At 69.9% G+C, this 14,726-nt stretch carries 16 protein-coding genes; 5 read left to right on the forward strand and 11 right to left on the reverse strand.

Annotated elements, in window-relative coordinates; genetic code table 11:
• Nucleotides 1-7 precede the first annotated feature (7 nt).
• Nucleotides 8-928, forward strand: a complete 921-nt coding sequence (locus EL493_RS04155) for a DUF5926 family protein (protein WP_030201707.1) — start codon at nt 8-10, stop codon at nt 926-928.
• Nucleotides 929-1,194: 266 nt separating this feature from the next.
• Here EL493_RS04155 and EL493_RS04160 read toward each other — a convergent pair whose 3' ends face one another.
• From EL493_RS04160 to EL493_RS04180, 5 genes are all read right to left on the reverse strand, one after another.
• The gene (locus EL493_RS04160) at nt 1,195-1,743 is read right to left on the reverse strand and encodes a ferritin (protein ID WP_030201709.1); all 549 of its coding nucleotides are present in this window, start codon (nt 1,741-1,743) and stop codon (nt 1,195-1,197) included.
• Between the two features lie 84 nt (nt 1,744-1,827).
• Nucleotides 1,828-2,367 (reverse strand): ferritin, encoded by a 540-nt coding sequence (locus tag EL493_RS04165; RefSeq protein WP_019044338.1) that lies wholly within the window; start codon nt 2,365-2,367, stop codon nt 1,828-1,830.
• Between the two features lie 10 nt (nt 2,368-2,377).
• Nucleotides 2,378-3,793 carry an LCP family protein gene (locus tag EL493_RS04170; protein ID WP_019044339.1) on the reverse strand — a complete coding sequence of 472 codons (1,416 nt, stop codon included), beginning with the start codon at nt 3,791-3,793 and terminating at the stop codon, nt 2,378-2,380.
• Between the two features lie 133 nt (nt 3,794-3,926).
• Nucleotides 3,927-4,703 carry a CPBP family intramembrane glutamic endopeptidase gene (locus tag EL493_RS04175; RefSeq protein ID WP_019044340.1) on the reverse strand — a complete coding sequence of 259 codons (777 nt, stop codon included), beginning with the start codon at nt 4,701-4,703 and terminating at the stop codon, nt 3,927-3,929.
• A 39-nt stretch (nt 4,704-4,742) separates the two neighbouring features.
• On the reverse strand, nt 4,743-5,504 hold the full coding sequence (locus EL493_RS04180; protein ID WP_022566553.1) for a DUF2470 domain-containing protein: 762 nt from the start codon (nt 5,502-5,504) through the stop codon (nt 4,743-4,745).
• Nucleotides 5,505-5,615: 111 nt separating this feature from the next.
• Here EL493_RS04180 and EL493_RS04185 point away from each other — a divergent pair, with 111 nt between their 5' ends.
• Genes EL493_RS04185 through EL493_RS04195 form a run of 3 tightly spaced genes read left to right on the forward strand, consistent with a single transcriptional unit; the run spans nt 5,616 to nt 7,665 of the window.
• The gene (locus EL493_RS04185; protein WP_019044343.1) at nt 5,616-6,044 is read left to right on the forward strand and encodes a hypothetical protein; all 429 of its coding nucleotides are present in this window, start codon (nt 5,616-5,618) and stop codon (nt 6,042-6,044) included.
• A 41-nt stretch (nt 6,045-6,085) separates the two neighbouring features.
• Nucleotides 6,086-7,000 carry a prephenate dehydratase gene (gene pheA / locus EL493_RS04190; RefSeq protein ID WP_030201712.1) on the forward strand — a complete coding sequence of 305 codons (915 nt, stop codon included), beginning with the start codon at nt 6,086-6,088 and terminating at the stop codon, nt 6,998-7,000.
• A complete protein-coding gene (locus EL493_RS04195) occupies nt 6,997-7,665 on the forward strand; it encodes a histidine phosphatase family protein (protein ID WP_019044345.1) in 669 nt (222 codons plus the stop codon). Before pheA ends, EL493_RS04195 begins: the two co-directional genes overlap by 4 nt.
• On the opposite strand, the gene EL493_RS04200 is transcribed toward EL493_RS04195, so the two are convergent.
• The 6 genes from EL493_RS04200 to EL493_RS04225 form a co-directional block, all read right to left on the reverse strand.
• Complete coding sequence (locus EL493_RS04200) at nt 7,666-8,502, reverse strand: ESX secretion-associated protein EspG (protein WP_019044346.1); 837 nt, start codon at nt 8,500-8,502, stop codon at nt 7,666-7,668. It lies immediately after the preceding gene.
• The gene (locus EL493_RS04205; protein WP_019044347.1) at nt 8,499-9,623 is read right to left on the reverse strand and encodes a PPE family protein; all 1,125 of its coding nucleotides are present in this window, start codon (nt 9,621-9,623) and stop codon (nt 8,499-8,501) included. Before EL493_RS04205 ends, EL493_RS04200 begins: the two co-directional genes overlap by 4 nt.
• A 46-nt stretch (nt 9,624-9,669) precedes the next feature.
• Complete coding sequence (locus tag EL493_RS04210) at nt 9,670-9,981, reverse strand: PE family protein (protein WP_019044348.1); 312 nt, start codon at nt 9,979-9,981, stop codon at nt 9,670-9,672.
• A gap of 109 nt (nt 9,982-10,090) precedes the next feature.
• Entirely contained in the window at nt 10,091-10,429 is a 339-nt protein-coding gene (locus EL493_RS04215) for a metallopeptidase family protein (RefSeq protein ID WP_030201715.1), read from the reverse strand.
• A gap of 14 nt (nt 10,430-10,443) precedes the next feature.
• Nucleotides 10,444-11,514 carry a septum formation family protein gene (locus tag EL493_RS04220; protein ID WP_019044350.1) on the reverse strand — a complete coding sequence of 357 codons (1,071 nt, stop codon included), beginning with the start codon at nt 11,512-11,514 and terminating at the stop codon, nt 10,444-10,446.
• An 87-nt stretch (nt 11,515-11,601) separates the two neighbouring features.
• Nucleotides 11,602-13,299: an aldehyde dehydrogenase family protein gene (locus EL493_RS04225; RefSeq protein ID WP_019044351.1), complete on the reverse strand. Its 1,698-nt coding sequence runs from the start codon at nt 13,297-13,299 to the stop codon at nt 11,602-11,604.
• An 80-nt stretch (nt 13,300-13,379) separates the two neighbouring features.
• Between EL493_RS04225 and serS the strand changes: the two genes are divergently transcribed.
• Nucleotides 13,380-14,636 carry a serine--tRNA ligase gene (gene serS, locus EL493_RS04230; protein WP_019044352.1) on the forward strand — a complete coding sequence of 419 codons (1,257 nt, stop codon included), beginning with the start codon at nt 13,380-13,382 and terminating at the stop codon, nt 14,634-14,636.
• The last annotated feature ends 90 nt before the right edge of the window (nt 14,637-14,726 follow it).

The following is a 14,726-nucleotide window of genomic DNA, read 5'->3' on the forward strand; positions in this document are numbered from 1 at the left end:
TCCTGGCGTGGGTAAAAGCAAGCGGAACAGTCCGAAGCCCGACAGTAATCGGGCTCAGCGTCTCGCCGAGCGGCGTGCGGCGCAGGAGCAGGCATCGGCGGCCCCGACGCGGCCGTTCGAGGGGCTTGCTGCCGAATGTGATCTGGTGGCGCTGCGGGAGTTCGTGCCGTCGGCGACCGCGACCTTGAAGCTGGCGCCCGGTGTCGCGGCGCAGCGCGAGGTGACGCTGGCGACCGTGCTGCCCGGCGCGGTGGCCGCGCTGGTGCGCGCGGGCGACGAGCCGGTGGGCTTCGTCGGCACGCAGATGCAGTACCAGGGCACCGACCCGAACGCCGACATCGCGGCGGCGATCCTGTGGACCCAGTCCGCCGAGCCGGGCGAGTCGCTGAACTCGGCCGACGCGGTCGAGGGCGGCCCGCGCCTGGCCGACGTGATCGATCCCGGCGCCGACCTCGAGCTCACCGTGCATCAGGACTTCGACTGGTGGGTGCCCGCGGGCGTGACCCCAGATCCGCAGGTGGCGGCCACGATCGAGCAGGCCAAGCAGGCGATCATGCCGTCGGCGCGGATCGATCTCGGTGCCGACGGCATCGGTGCGGCCTGGTGGGTCGACGCGGGCGAGAAGGCGCACGTGCGCTGGGTGCGTCCCGAGGACGAGGACAAGCTGATGCTCGCGCTGGCGCGCGTGCACGCGAGCGGCGGACTGCACATGGGCGAGGGCTCGCGCTTCGCCGGTTCGTTCCGCACGCACGGCCTGCTGGTGCCGGTGTTCGACCTCGATCCCGAGCGGCACCCCACCGAATGGGAAACTCCCGCACGGGAATTCGGGGCTCGGCTGGCCGAGGCGCTTTCTTCGGACGCGCCGATGACGGGCGAGGAGCGGCGTTCGCGCGACGGGCTGCGGTCGCGTCAGGTCACCCTGCGCTGAATCTTTCCGTCCTGAAATAAATGAAATAAGCCTCTTTCAGACGCCGGGTCGGCTAGGTTCACGCCTACGCCGACCGATCGGCGAAGAGGAAAGAGGCATCATGGAATTTCTCGGTTCTGTCGCCGGTATCGCCCAGATGGTGATCGGCACCATTCTCGCCAATACCGGCTCGGGTGGTTCCGGCTCGGGCTGGTAAAGGCTCCGGCCGGTGAAACAGACGGATTCGGCTCGCGTACGCGCGAGCCGAATCCGATCGGGCCGAAATATCAGACGCTGCCACCGGCGACGGACGGTGCGCCCGACGCGTCCTTCGGGGTGCTGAGCTCGCGCCACATGAACGCCTCCAGATCGAACAGGTTCGACCCGGCGCGATCGGCGATGTTGAGCAGTGTGGTCATGTGCGCGACTTCCTCGACCTGTTCCTTCAGGAACCACTGCATGAACTGCTCGCCGAGGTAGTCGCCCTCTTCGCGGGCGGTGCTCGCCAGCCGGATGATCTGGTCGGTGACCGTCTTCTCCTGGGCCAGGGCCAGCTCGATCGGCTCGCGGGCGGACTCGAAGTTCGACTTCGCCGCATCGATGCCGGCGATCTCGATGCTGATGTCGCGATCGAGGAAGTACTGCACGATCATCAGCGCGTGATTGCGCTCTTCGACAGACTGGGCGTAGAAGCGCTTGGCCAGCTGCGGCAGGTCGTTGTTGTCGAACCACACCGCAATGGCGATGTACTGATGTTCGGCGTTGAACTCATGCCGGATCTGGTCTTGAAGCAGGCTGTGGAATTTGCTGCGCGGGGGTTCCGGATGAATCGACATGGCCGCCACATTAGACCTGGTAAAAGGGGGTTGTCATCCAAGTGCAACCTTATTGAGGGAAGTATTTCCTAACCAAGTATTCCCTTACTGAAGGTGCCCTGTGCCAGCCATTTTCGGTCCCGTGTTGTCCACCGCGACCGCGCCCGCCAGCTCGCGCCGGATGAATTCCTCCACGTCGAAGAGATTCTCCTGCCGGTCGAGCACGGTGAGCAGCGTGCTGATCTCGGCGACGTCGGCCACCTGTTCCTGGAGGAACCACTGCATGAATTGTTCGCCCAGGTAATCCTCGGCGGATCTGGCCGCGGCGGCCAGCGCGCTGATCTGGCCGGTGGTGACGCGCTCCCGATCGAGCAGATACGCGATCGCGGCGCGCGGCGAGTCGAACTCCTCGCGCACCTCGTCGAGCCCGCCGATCGTCACCGCGACATCGCGATCGAGCAGATACTGGACCATCCGCATGGCATGGCCCCGATTCTCCGCCGAGCGGGCATAGGTCTGCCCGGCCAGCTGTGGCAGGCGCTGCGCGTCGAAATACACGGCGGCGGCCAGGTACTGCTGCGACGCGGTGAGTCCGTGCCGGATCTGCTCGCGCAGCAGCTCGATGAACGATCGGTCCTCGGACATGCCATCGACGTTACCGCGTCAGCAGGTCCTCGGGAATCTGTTGATCGTTGGCCAGCGCCTCGAAGAATCCGCTCGCCTTGGCCTTGTCCCAGAGCAGCACGTTGCCCACGTCGGTGTCGTCGAATCCGCCGATCGGCACGCTGGTGGTGACGGTGTCGCCGCGCATGGCCCAGCCGAGCGCGGCCAGGTTCCAGATGTGGTCGCTGTCGTCGACTTTCAGCGAACCCGCGACGCCGGTGGCCATCGGCCACAGCGAGAACGGATTGAGCAGGGTGCCGGTGCTGGTCGCCTTCTTCAGCAGCGCCGACATGAACATCCGCTGGTGGTTCATCCGGTCCACGTCGGCGCGCGGCGTGGCCCTGGTGCGCACGAAACCGAGCGCCTCCGGACCGGTCAGCCGCTGGCAGCCCGCGGGCAGGTCGAGCCCGGCCAGCGGGTCGACGATCGGCTCGTCCAGGCACACATCGATGCCGCCGAGCGCGTCGACGACGCCGGCGAAACCGCCGAAACCGATCTGCGCGTAGTGGTCGATGCGCACCCCGGTGGCCTCCTCGACCGTCTGCACCAGCAGCGGCGCGCCACCGAAGGCGAACGACGCGTTCAGCTTGTCCTTGCCGTAGCCGGGAATGCTGACGTAGGAGTCGCGCGGCAGGCTGACCATCGTGGTCGGCCCGGACGCCGGGATGTGCACCAGCATGATCGTGTCGGTGCGCTCGGGACCGGTGTCGCCGCCGGTCGAGAGTTCCTGCTCCTGATCGGTGGAGAGGTCACCGCGGCCGTCGGAGCCGACCAGCAACCAGTTCGTCCCCGGTGTGTCCGCCACCCGGCCGCTGTAGGAGGTCAAGGCCGGGATGCGGGTGAGCGAGTTGTCCAGGTGGACGACCGCCGCGATCAGACCGGCGATCAGCAGCACGATGAGCACCGTCATCCACCGGAACGGATGACGCTTGCGCCGCCGGCGCGGCGGCTGCGCCTGCCTGCCCGCGTCGGGCGGCGGCGGGGTGCGCCGGGGCGGGATCGGATCGTGGTGCGGGACCGGGCGCTGGGTCGGCGCGTGCCGCGGCGGCTCGCGGTGCGGCATCGGGCGCTGGGTGGGCGCGTGCTGGCGCGGCTTCTCCTGCTCGCGCGGCATCTGCGAGTACGCGAGCGGCTGATCACCGCGCCCGTCGCGGTGCATGACCTGGGTGGGCTCGATATGCGAGGCGGGTCGTTCCCGGCGCGGTGCCGGGTTGTAGCGCACCGTGGGGCCCTCGTCGGGGGCCGGACCGCGGTTGCCGTGGCGGACCGTCGGGTCCTCGCCGGGCGGCACCGGCCTGCGTGGCGGGACACCCCGGCCGGGCGGTGGCATGGCCGGACCGCCGGGGCGGCCTGCGTGCGGCGGCACCCGGCGCCTGCGCGGGTCGTCGCGCGGATCGTCGCCGTTCATCACTGTCGAACTCTACTGATCGTCGGGTGCGCGGGCAGGGTCTGCGCGCACGGTCTCTACTGGATACCCCGCGCGGCGGTCTCCGTTAGCGCGAAACGCGCGGATGTGGCGAGACTCGCCGGGAAAACCCCGCTCACGGCAGCCAGCCGACGCGTCCGCGCAACACTGTGTAGCCCAGGTAGGCGACCGCGTCGATGGTGGCGTGGGCCAGGATCAGCGGCCACAGCCGATTCGTGCGCTGCCAGTACCGGGCGAAGATCACACCCATCACGATGTTGCCCAGGCCACCGCCGAGCCCCTGATACAGGTGGTAGCTGCCGCGCAGCAGCGCCGAGGCGGCCAGCGAACCGTTCTCCGACCAGCCGAGCCTGCGCAGCCGGGTGATCAGATAGCCCACCACCAGCACTTCCTCGGCCACCGAGTTGGCACACGCCGACAGGATCAGCACCGGCAGCCGCCACCAGTGCTCGGTCAGCGAACTGGGCACGATGGTGACGCTCACCCCGAACGCGTGCGCGGCCAGATACAGCGCCAGGCCGGGCAGCCCGATCACCGCGGCCAGCACCAGCCCGGCCAGCACGTCGGTGCGCCCGATCCGGGCCAGGCCGATCAGCCGCGGCCCGATCCCGCTGCGCCACAGCAGGTACAGGCCCAGCGCGGCCCAGGCCAGCAGCCGGGTGATGCCGACCAGCTGGAACAGCATGTCGAGCAACGAATTGTCCGAGCGCGAGGCGTTCAGCGCCACCGTGCGCCCGCCGACGCCGCCCGGCGACAACGCCGAATCCAGCAGCGACAGCGCGGCGCTGATCCCGCTCAACCCGAAGGTGACGAGCAGGACGATGACGATCTCGACGCGGAGACCGAAGCGCTCGCGCTCGCTCAGCGGGGTGTCAGGGGGCTCGACGCGCATGTCGCGCAGTGTAGGGGCCCGCTCCGGCGGGCACCGGATTCAGATGCGGCGCAGGCCGTTCAGAAAGGGGCACCCAGCCAGGATGCGCACCGCCTTGCTCAGCGCGGCGACGTCGTCGGCGGGCGCGCCGAAGGCCAGCCGCACGTCGTGGTCGCCCTCGGCGCTCTCGACCCGCAGGGTCAGGCCGTAGCGGTCGATGGCCAGCGGATGCACCAGGCCGCCGCGCAGGCGAGCGGGCAGATGCCGCGACAGCTGGGCCACGATGTCGGCGTGGTCCTCGGCCATGTGCTGCAGCCAGGCGCTTTCCATCTCGCAGAACGGGTCGAGGGCGGCGGCGCGCAGGTCGCTGTGGTCGACCGATTCGGCGCCGGAAGCGTCGGCCAGCACCGCCGAGTTCACCATCACGCGCATCAGGGTGACTCCGTGGCCCACGTCCAGCAGCCCCGGATGCGGGAACTCCTTGGCGATTTCGATCGCGAGCGCGCGCTGGGCCTGCACCGGCACCTGGCGCACCCAGCCGCGCAGCCACACCAGGGCCCGGACCGGCTCGCGCAGCGGCAGCGGGGCGTGGTCGGTGAGCTCGAGCACCGCCGAGGTCTCGTTCGCCGTGGCGGCCAGCGCCGCCGCGATCGAGTCGGCGGGTACCGCGATCACCGCGTCGCCGCAGCGGCGCAGGTGATGCAGCGTGGTCGGTACCGGATCGATGCCGGGCAGCGCGAGCATCGCCGTCTCCGCGTGGGCGCACGCGCTGCGAACCCGCTCCGCGGTCGTCGGCGCGAGGATCGTGGTTGGGCTCGACATGACAACCTCCGCGAACTGATGATTAGGTAAACCTAAGCTAAGTTACGACGCCGGTTCGCGCAAGAGGACGCCCCGGTGAATCGGCGAATCCGGCGGATCTACGGTGGTCTGATGACGCACGACGACCACGGCGACGACCACCCGCCCACCGCCGAACCGGTGCTGGTGAGCCTGTCGGCCCCCGCCCGCCGCAGCCTGGTGGCCGGGCTGGTGCGCGCCCCCGGCGCCACCGCCGGCGCGGAAGTCGTCGACGTCGACATTCCCGACGCCGAGCTCGCCGCGCACCTGGTCCGCCTCGCCCACGCCGACCACGGCTTCGTCGCCCGCACCGCGCACGGCCCGCGTGCCGTCGCCGTCGTCGCGGCTACCGTCGCCGCCCTGTGCGGCGAGGACATCCCGACCGCCCTCACCGCTCCCGACCTCGATTTCCTGCGCGCGCTCAAGCCACCTGCGATCGAGGCGACCAGAACTGTGCTGCTGGCGGTCGAAACCGACGATGAGCAGGCCGTCACCGCCGCTCTCCGAGTGCTCGATTCATGAGCTGGGCCGACTTCGGACAACGTTCCAGCTAATCTTTCTGTGTGCCGCGTATTGCGTATTTCGGACCGTCCGGAACGTTCACCGAGATGGCTCTGGCGAAGTTCGAGACCTCGGGAGTCTTCGACGCCCCGGTCGAACGTGTCGCCGCGCCGAGCCAGGGCGCGGCACTGGACCTGATCCGCTCCGGCGACGTCGACGGCGCCGTGGTGCCGATCGAGAGTTCCGTCGAAGGATCCATCCCCGCGACCCTGGACTCCCTCGCCATCGGCCCCCGCTTGCAGATCATGGCCGAGACCGAGCTCGAGGTGACTTTCACGATCGTCGCGCGGCCCGGCACCGCCCTCGACCAGGTGCGCACGCTGGCCGCCTACCCGGTGGCCGCTGCCCAGGTCCGGCAGTGGGTCGCGCGCACGATGCCGCAGGCGCAGCCGTTCACCTCGGCGTCCAACGCCGCGGCCGCCGAGGACGTGGCCGCGGGCACCGCCGACGCCGCGGTGTCGACCGCGCTGGCCGGCGAGCGGCTCGGGCTGGTGGCGCTGGCCTCCGGCGTGGCCGACCACGAGCAGGCGATCACCCGGTTCGTCCTGGTCACCAAGCCCGGCGTCGCGCCCGCCGCCACCGGCGCCGACCGCACCTCCGTGGTGCTCGAACTGCCGAACGAGCCGGGCTCGCTGATGCGCGCGTTCGCCGAATTCGCCACGCGCGGTGTGGATCTGACCCGCATCGAGTCCAGGCCCACCCGGACCGCGATGGGCACCTACCGCTTCTACCTGGACTGCGTCGGCCACCTCGACGATCCGGCGGTCGCGGAGACACTGAAGGCATTGCACCGCACGGCGCGGGTCCGCTACCTCGGATCCTGGCCCGCGTCCGCGGCAGTCGGCACGCCGCCCCCGTCGGACGAGCCTGCCGCAGAATGGTTGACGCAGTTGCGAAAGGGGGTCGCCGACCTATGAGAACACCCGCCAAGCTGGTCCTGGTCCGCCACGGGGAGACCGAGGGCAACATCGCCAAGATCCTCGACACCCAGGTTCCCGGCCTGCCGCTGACCGAACGTGGTGTGGCACAGGCGAAGGCGTTCGGCGCCGCGCTCGTACGCGCCCCGCAGGTCCTCGTCTCGTCGGAAGCCTTGCGCGCCAGGCAGACCGCGAGCTACATCGAAGCCGCCACCGGCACCCAGGCACACGTCCTCGACGGCCTGTACGAAGTCCAGGTCGGCGAACTGCACGGCCGCTCGGACCGGGAAGCACACGAGTTCTTCCAGAAGATCTACCGGGGTTGGCATCACGGCGAGCTCGACACCAGGGCGCCCGGCGGCGAGTCCGGCCATGAGGTGCTCGAACGGATCGTGCCGGTGCTCGACGGACTGCGCGAGGAATTCCTCACCGGCGACGCCGACGGCGACGTGGTGGTCGTCAACCACGGCGCCGCCATGCGCCTGGTCGCGATGACACTGGCCGGGGTGGCGCCGCCGTTCACGACGAACAACCACCTCGACAACACCGAGACGATCGAACTGGTGCCCACCGAGAACGGCGGCTGGGAGTGCCTGCGCTGGGGCAGGTTCCTGCCGCCGTTCACGGTCAAGGCCGCGCCGTCGGCCGACGATCCGATGGGGTGACTACCCCAGGTTCTCGGCCTTCGCGGCCGGGAACTCGGTGCGGATCGGCAGCGACTCGATGAGGTCGGCCACCGCCGTGCGCAGGCGCGCGTTGGTGCCGGTGGCGATGGACGACCACTTCACCCCGTCGTCGGCGACGCTGGCCGTGATGATGAAACGGCCTGCGCGCGTGTTGAACACGGCGATGTGGTTGTCCTGGATCTCGCGGGTGCCGTCACCGTAGGCGACGCCGACGATCTCGGCGTAGGAGTGGATCTCCACCAGTGCCGAGGCCAGCGCCTGGGCGTCGGTGGCGGGCTTGCCGATCTTGCTCAGCCGCTCCACGGTGGTGGCGACGTCGCCCGTGTCGCCGAAGATCGGCGCGAGCGCCTCGGTGGGCGCGTTCATGCCGTACAGCTCGAGCGCCTCGGACTGACCGAGCGCGTGCAGTACCGCGCCGGGCAGATCGAGCCCGGCGTCGTCGATGACGAACGACTCCGGCCCGCGCAGGGCGACGACCGCGCGGTCGTCGCCCTGCGCCAGACAGAATCGGTTCACGTGGCCCTGGACCACCCACCGCAGCGCGATGATCCATTGCGGCCGGTAGAGCACCCGCAGGCGCTCGGCCAGCTCCGGCTGCACCACGTCACCGAACAGCAGTTCGCGTTCGGTGAGCGCGGCCTCGGCCACCTTCATGGCGGCGTCGTGCGCTGTGACGTTGTCATAGCGGCCCATGGCGTCGAGCACCACGGGCATCTCGTCGAACTGCAGCTTCTCCAGGAGGAACTGCATGTCGTCGAGCGAGAGCACGACGGCCTCGAGCAGCGACCCCCCGCCGCCCCCGCCGAGAATCGTCACTTGGCCGTGCCGGCGAGGTCGGAGCCGATCACGCCGTCGGCGGTGAAGCGGCCGTCGGTGAAGGCCTCGTCGGAGCGGCCGTAGTCGTTGGCCTTGTGCTCGTCGTCTTCTTCGTCGTTGGCGCGGCTGCCGAGCAGCGGGTTGCCCGCGGTGTTCGCGTTGCGGACCGGGGCGTTGTCGACGCGCGAGACGACCGACACCGGTGCGGCGGCGGCCGCGTTGGCGGCGGGCGCGCCCCAACCCTCGGGCAGCTTGAGCTGACCGGCGTTGAGGGTGACGTTGCCGAGGCCGGCCGACATGGTGGCCATGCCACCGGCGGCGGCACCGGCCGCGCCGAGGCTCGCCATCGCGGGCGCGGCGGCGGTGGTCGCGGGCACGGTCGCCGCGGTGGCGGCCGAGATCGCGGAGGCGCCGATGTTGCCCACCGTGCTGACACCGCTGGTCAGGACGCCACCGGCGACGTTCGCCGCCTGGGTGGCGGCGCTGACGACACCCGGGTTGGTGACGAAGGCCTGCGCGGCGGCGGCCGCGGTGGCCAGCGGGTCGCTGCCGAAATCGCCCTGCTGCGCGGTGCCCGCGCCGCTGGCGATCGTCGGCGGCATCGAGAACTCGCCGGGCGTGGTGACGGTGGCCGTGGTGGCGGCCTCGTAGGTCTCCATCACCAGCGCGGCGCGGATGTCCATGGCGTGCCGGGCGACCTCGGCCGCCTCGAACGCGCCGGACACGACGCCGGGCGGGTTGGCCGAGGCGGCGACCGCGGTGTTGGTGGCGGCGATCTCGGGCAGGCTCGGCATCGCGATGGAGGCCACGGTGTAGGCGGTGGCGTTGGCGGTGGCCTTGGCGCTCATGGCCGCGGCCATGATGCCCTGCTGACCCGCCCAGGCGCCGAACGGCGCCAGCTTGGCGAGCACGGCCATACCGTTGACGCCCTGGAGGCCGACGCCGACCTCGGCGATCACGCGCGTGACGGTGAACGCGGCGTCACCCCACGCGGCGGCCAGCGTGCCCCACGACGTGGCGGCGGCGGAGATCGGGACGGCGTGCGCGCCCGTGTTCAGTGTGGTCGAGTTGACTTCGGCCATGCGCGGCAGCCAGAAGACCCCGGTGATCCCTGCGGTCATGCTTGTTTCTCCCCTGAATGAATGATCGTCGACGGATCGGGTACGACTACACCTGGATGGCGGTGATGGCCGCCCCCTGAGCCACGTCTTCGACGATGTTGGTCGCCAGCTGCGTGCGCAGTGTGGCCGCCGCGTGGTGCAGCTCGAGGATGCCCTGGGCGACCGAGCTGTCGTGCGTGGACGCGGCCTTGTTGAAATGGCCTGCGGCGAGCAGCGACACCTCTTCGGCTCCCGAGGGGAGCACGTGGGTTGTCGGCCCGGCCAGACCGGCGGCGACGGCGAGCCGCTCGGCGAGCAGGTCCAGCTCCGCGGCTGCGGCGAGGACGATTTCAGGCGTGATGAGAACGTGTCCGACCATGACCCGACTCCTTCTGGTGGCGACTATCGGGAACCACGAGAATTCCCCCTACGAGTGATAGGACGCGAGAGCGGGTCGTTCGGTTCCATCGATTCCCCACCCAGTTTCGCTAGCCCCATCCCAGCTCATGCAACCGGTCGTCGTCAATCCCGAAATAGTGTGCTATTTCATGGATCACGGTGATCGCTACTTCCTCGACCACCTCGTCGTCCGTGTCGCAGATATCGAGAATAGCCTCTCGATAGATGGTTACGGTATCGGGCAGCGAACCCGCGTAGTAGCTGTCGCGCTCGGTCAGCGCGATCCCGTGATAGAGCCCGAGCAGCGAGGGCTCCTCGTCGTTTCGGGCCTCTACCAGCACGACCACGTTGTCGATGGCTTCGGTCAGCTCCGGTGGGATCAGGTCGAGCGCGTCGCCGACCAGCTCCTCGAACCGCTCCTCGGACATCCGCGCGGGCACGGTCACCGCGGTTGCGGCTGCGGGGGCAGCGGAGCCGCGCCGGGCAGCGGTGCCGGGGTGGACCGGCCGGTGTTCGGCGGCGGCACCGGGGCCTGGCCGTCGATCAGGATGTCACCGCGCGCCGAGCCGACGATCGCGGCGAAACCCTCACGGTCGGCGCCCTTTCCGAGCCAGCAATCCAATTTCTTGCTGCCGGCGAGCCAACTGGTCGGTTCCAGATAGTCGAAGAACAGCGTCAGCGTCTTGTTCCGAATGGCGTCGGGGCTGCCCAGATAGTCGGAGGAGAGCCGGTTGCATTCGGACTCCACGTACTTGTCCTGGTCGGCCTCCGAGGGCGGTCCGCCGGTGAAGTTGGCGGCCAGGTCCACGGTGCCGACGATCTCCACCGCGTGCGGCTGGGCGCAGTCGACCGGATCGGTGGGCAGGTTCTGGTTGATGCCGAGGCAGGTGCCGACGGCGTGCACCTTGGACTGGTCCACCTTGGTGACGCTGCCGGTCGCGGCCGGGCTGGTCGCGGTCGCCGCCACCTGGAGGCCGCAGCGCAGCGTCCGGTCGCCGTGCTGCCAGCCCGCCGGGCTCGGCGACATCACGTTCACCATGTACCGGCCGCGCGGATCGAAGCGGCCGCCCAGGTACTGCTGCACGGCCGGGACGCAGTGCTCGTCCCTGAGCTCGGTCATCCGCAGCGAATCGGGATGCCTGGTGCCGCCGCTGAACTCGCGACCCGGGTAGGCCGACAGGTCGATCACCCCGGCGACCTCGAACAGGTGCTTGTCCTCGCAGCTCACCTTCACCAGGTCGCTACGGTCGGACCTGGTCCAGCTCAGGCAGTCGCCGACGCCCGCGCTGCTGAACTCCTTGTCGCGGACCACGGGCTCGGAACCGGGCTGATGCGCCTCCAGTCCCTTCTCGTTCTCGAAGCCGGTGATCGTCATGGTCACCGTGGCCGCGATCACCGCGCCCAGGGCGCCGATCAGCAGCCCCCACCGCAGTTTCTTCGCCGACAGGTGCAGCGGGCCGCCGCCGTCGCCCGGCGCGGATCCCTTGGCTGGTTCGCTCTGCTGTTCAGACATCGCGGTCCATCATGGCAGCGTGGTCGCGGCTGTGCCACGAACTCCGCCCCGGAACGCCCATGACGGGCGGCCCGGGGCCGGGTCGGGTCAGCCGCGCAGGGCGGAGGCGAAGATGCCGGGCAGCCGGGTCGGCTTGCCGTCGCCGTAGAAATCGGTGAGCTTGCGGCCGGTGGCGGTGCCGGTCTTGTTGGAGACGAACCACGGCGGCTTCGGGCTCAGCGTGAACTCACCCTTCAGCAGCGCGCGCGGAGCGGGCCGGAACGGGCCGCGGACCACGGTGCGCTCCACGTCGTCGAGCAGGAAGGCGTTGTGGACGACGCCGATGCCGCTCTGGATGTCGTCGAGGGTGTGGCCGGGGAAGGCGCCCCAGCTGGCCCGCGGGGTCAGGAAGGCCAGGCCGGTCCAGGCGTTGAGCGCGACGGTGCCGTAGCGCAGGTTCTCGATCGCGGTGTCCAGCGCGCCACCGAGCTCCTTGATGGTCGCGGGGTCGGCGATGATGTTGGCGCCGAGCGTGCCCATCAGCTCGTCGTTGGCGAAATCGACGGCGCCGCTGAGGAAGCTCGCGCCGGTGCCCGGCAGCTCGACGACGCCGAGCACGGGGGAGAAGTACTCCGTGCGCAGCAGCGGGGTGTCGGCGGTGGGCAGGTGCTCGACCAGGACCCGGCCGTTGGCGCGCTCGGATCCGGGGTAGGCCGCCACCGCGCCCGCGACCCGGCCGTCGCTGCCGGGGTAGTAGGCGGTGCGGGCGGGCGCGTTGTCGATCGCGGCGCGCAGCTCGGTGAGGAACTGCTCCTTGAGCGGCCAGTCCGCGCTGAGCACCACGGTCTGCGCGGCCACGCAGTTGTAGCCGCCGTTGTGCAGGCGCTGGGTGGCCACGTGCTCGGCCTGGAACTTCAGGTCGGCCGCCGACCAGTCACCCGGGATCACGATGCACGGTGCGACGCCGCCCAGTTCGCTGGTGATCGGCTTGGCCAGCTTGGGTTCGCCGGTCTGCTTGCGCTCGGCGCCCTCCGCGCCGGAACCCCAGACGATGGCGTCGTGGGTGGGCGCGCCGCCGGTCATGTGCACGTGCGCGACCAGATCGTGGTTCACCAGGTAGCCGCCCTCGGCGGCGCCGCCGGTGAGGATGCGCACCACGCCGAGCTCGATGAACGGCGCGAAGATCGCCTGGAACACCGGCAGCAGCGGGTCGGTGATGGGGTTGAGCTTGAGCGCGACGACCCGGTTGTTGGCGTAGAGCTCGTAGAGGGTGTCCAGCGGCGCGATCGACATGATGTTGCCCGCGCCGAGCACCGCGCCGACGCCGCCGGTCGCGGCGGGTTCGAGCTGGGCCAGCCCGGCCTTGCGACGCGCGGTCGCCGCGTCGACGCCCGGACGTAGCCAGACGTCGGCGCTGAAGCCGCTGAGCAGCAGCTTGTCGTAGACACCGTGCGGCAGCGCGGGCACCGACACCCGCCCACCCGGCGCGGTCCCCAGTTCGACGCCGTCGAGCGGGCTGACGCCGCGTTCGAGCGCGCCCAGCGACTCGGCCAGCGCCTGCGCGCCGGCCAGCATCGTCATCGGGCCCGACATCCACTCCTCACCGAGCAGCGGGCTGTCGGCGTCGAGTTTCTTGATCGTGCGGGCCGCGGCCACCCAGGCCTCGGCGTTCGCGGCGGTGCGCGTATGGAGTTCCTCGAGCAGTTCGCGGCGACGGCGCAGGTCGGTCGCGGCCCAGGTCTTTTCCCCCTGTGTGAGATCAGCGAGCGCGGTGTCGATGACGGCGGTGTCGAAAGTAGTACTCACACCGCAACTATGCTCCTGTTCGGCCCGGAAGGCATAGGCCGCCGAATTAAGAGTTGCGTAAACTACTAGGCTGTTTTCTCATGATCGACCTCCGATTCCTGCGCGAGAACCCGGAAGCCGTCCGAGCCTCGCAGCGGGCCCGCGGTGAGGACCCCGCACTCGTCGACGCGCTGCTCGAAGCCGATGCCGCGCGCCGGGCCGCCGTCGCCACCGCCGACACCCTGCGTGCCGAGCACAAGGCGATGGGCAAGGTCATCGGCAAGGCGAGCAAGGAGGAGCGCCCGGCCCTGCTGGCCGCGGCGACCGACATGTCGGCCAAGGTCAAGGAGGCCGAGGTCGCCCAGAACGCGGCCGACGCCGATCTCGACGCCGCCCACCGCGCCATCTCGAACGTGGTGCAGGAGGGCGCGCCCGCGGGCGGCGAGGACGACTACATCGTGCTCGAAACCGTCGGCACCCCGCCGGAATTCGACTTCGAGCCCAAGGACCACCTCGAGCTGGGCGAATCGCTCGGGCTGATCGACATGGAGCGCGGCGCCAAGGTGTCGGGCTCGCGGTTCTACTTCCTCACCGGCCACGGCGCGCTGCTGCAGCTGGGCCTGCTGCAGCTGGCCGCGCAGAAGGCGGTGGCCAACGGCTTCACCATGATGATCCCGCCGGTGCTGGTGCGCCCGGAGATCATGGCGGGCACCGGCTTCCTCGGCCAGCACTCGGCCGAGGTCTACCACCTGGCCGACGACGATCTGTACCTCGTCGGCACCTCGGAGGTGCCGCTGGCCGGCTACCACGCCGAGGAGATCCTCGACCTGAGCGAGGGCGCCAAGCGCTACGCGGGCTGGTCGTCGTGTTTCCGGCGCGAGGCGGGCAGCTACGGCAAGGACACCCGCGGCATCATCCGGGTGCACCAGTTCGACAAGGTGGAGATGTTCGTCTACACCACCCCTGAGCAGGCCGATGCCGAGCATCAGCGGCTGCTGGCGTGGGAGCGCGAGATGCTGGCCGCGATCGAGGTGCCCTACCGGGTCATCGACGTGGCCGCGGGCGATCTCGGCAGCTCGGCGGCGCGCAAGTTCGACTGCGAGGCCTGGGTGCCCACCCAGCAGACCTACCGCGAGCTCACCTCCACCTCGAACTGCACCACCTTCCAGGCGCGCAGGCTCGCGGTCCGCTACCGCGACGAGAACGGCAAGGCGCAGATCGCGGCGACCCTGAACGGGACGCTGGCAACCACGCGCTGGATCGTGGCGATTCTGGAGAACCATCAGCAGGCCGACGGTTCGGTGCGCGTACCGGCCGCTCTGGTGCCGTTCGTCGGCACCGAGGTACTCAAACCGTAGAGCTCTTCACTGTTTGCCGGAATCCGAATTGTGGATGTGGCAAACGCCCTGACCGAACAACATCTAGGCTGGTGCTCGTGCGAGGAATCG

The sequence above is a fragment of the Nocardia asteroides genome (genome assembly GCF_900637185.1).
Lineage (GTDB): Bacteria > Actinomycetota > Actinomycetes > Mycobacteriales > Mycobacteriaceae > Nocardia > Nocardia asteroides.

Coding starts and splice junctions, on each gene's coding strand:
- EL493_RS04185 (WP_019044343.1), top strand. CDS start 5,616: ATGACGCACGACGACCACGGCGACGACCACCCGCCCACCGCCGAACCG.
- EL493_RS04165 (WP_019044338.1), bottom strand. CDS start 2,367: ATGTCCGAGGACCGATCGTTCATCGAGCTGCTGCGCGAGCAGATCCGG.
- EL493_RS04160 (WP_030201709.1), bottom strand. CDS start 1,743: ATGTCGATTCATCCGGAACCCCCGCGCAGCAAATTCCACAGCCTGCTT.
- EL493_RS04205 (WP_019044347.1), bottom strand. CDS start 9,623: ATGACCGCAGGGATCACCGGGGTCTTCTGGCTGCCGCGCATGGCCGAA.
- EL493_RS04175 (WP_019044340.1), bottom strand. CDS start 4,703: ATGCGCGTCGAGCCCCCTGACACCCCGCTGAGCGAGCGCGAGCGCTTC.
- serS (WP_019044352.1), top strand. CDS start 13,380: ATGATCGACCTCCGATTCCTGCGCGAGAACCCGGAAGCCGTCCGAGCC.
- EL493_RS04220 (WP_019044350.1), bottom strand. CDS start 11,514: ATGTCTGAACAGCAGAGCGAACCAGCCAAGGGATCCGCGCCGGGCGAC.
- EL493_RS04195 (WP_019044345.1), top strand. CDS start 6,997: ATGAGAACACCCGCCAAGCTGGTCCTGGTCCGCCACGGGGAGACCGAG.
- EL493_RS04215 (WP_030201715.1), bottom strand. CDS start 10,429: ATGTCCGAGGAGCGGTTCGAGGAGCTGGTCGGCGACGCGCTCGACCTG.
- EL493_RS04170 (WP_019044339.1), bottom strand. CDS start 3,793: ATGAACGGCGACGATCCGCGCGACGACCCGCGCAGGCGCCGGGTGCCG.
- EL493_RS04210 (WP_019044348.1), bottom strand. CDS start 9,981: ATGGTCGGACACGTTCTCATCACGCCTGAAATCGTCCTCGCCGCAGCC.
- EL493_RS04180 (WP_022566553.1), bottom strand. CDS start 5,504: ATGTCGAGCCCAACCACGATCCTCGCGCCGACGACCGCGGAGCGGGTT.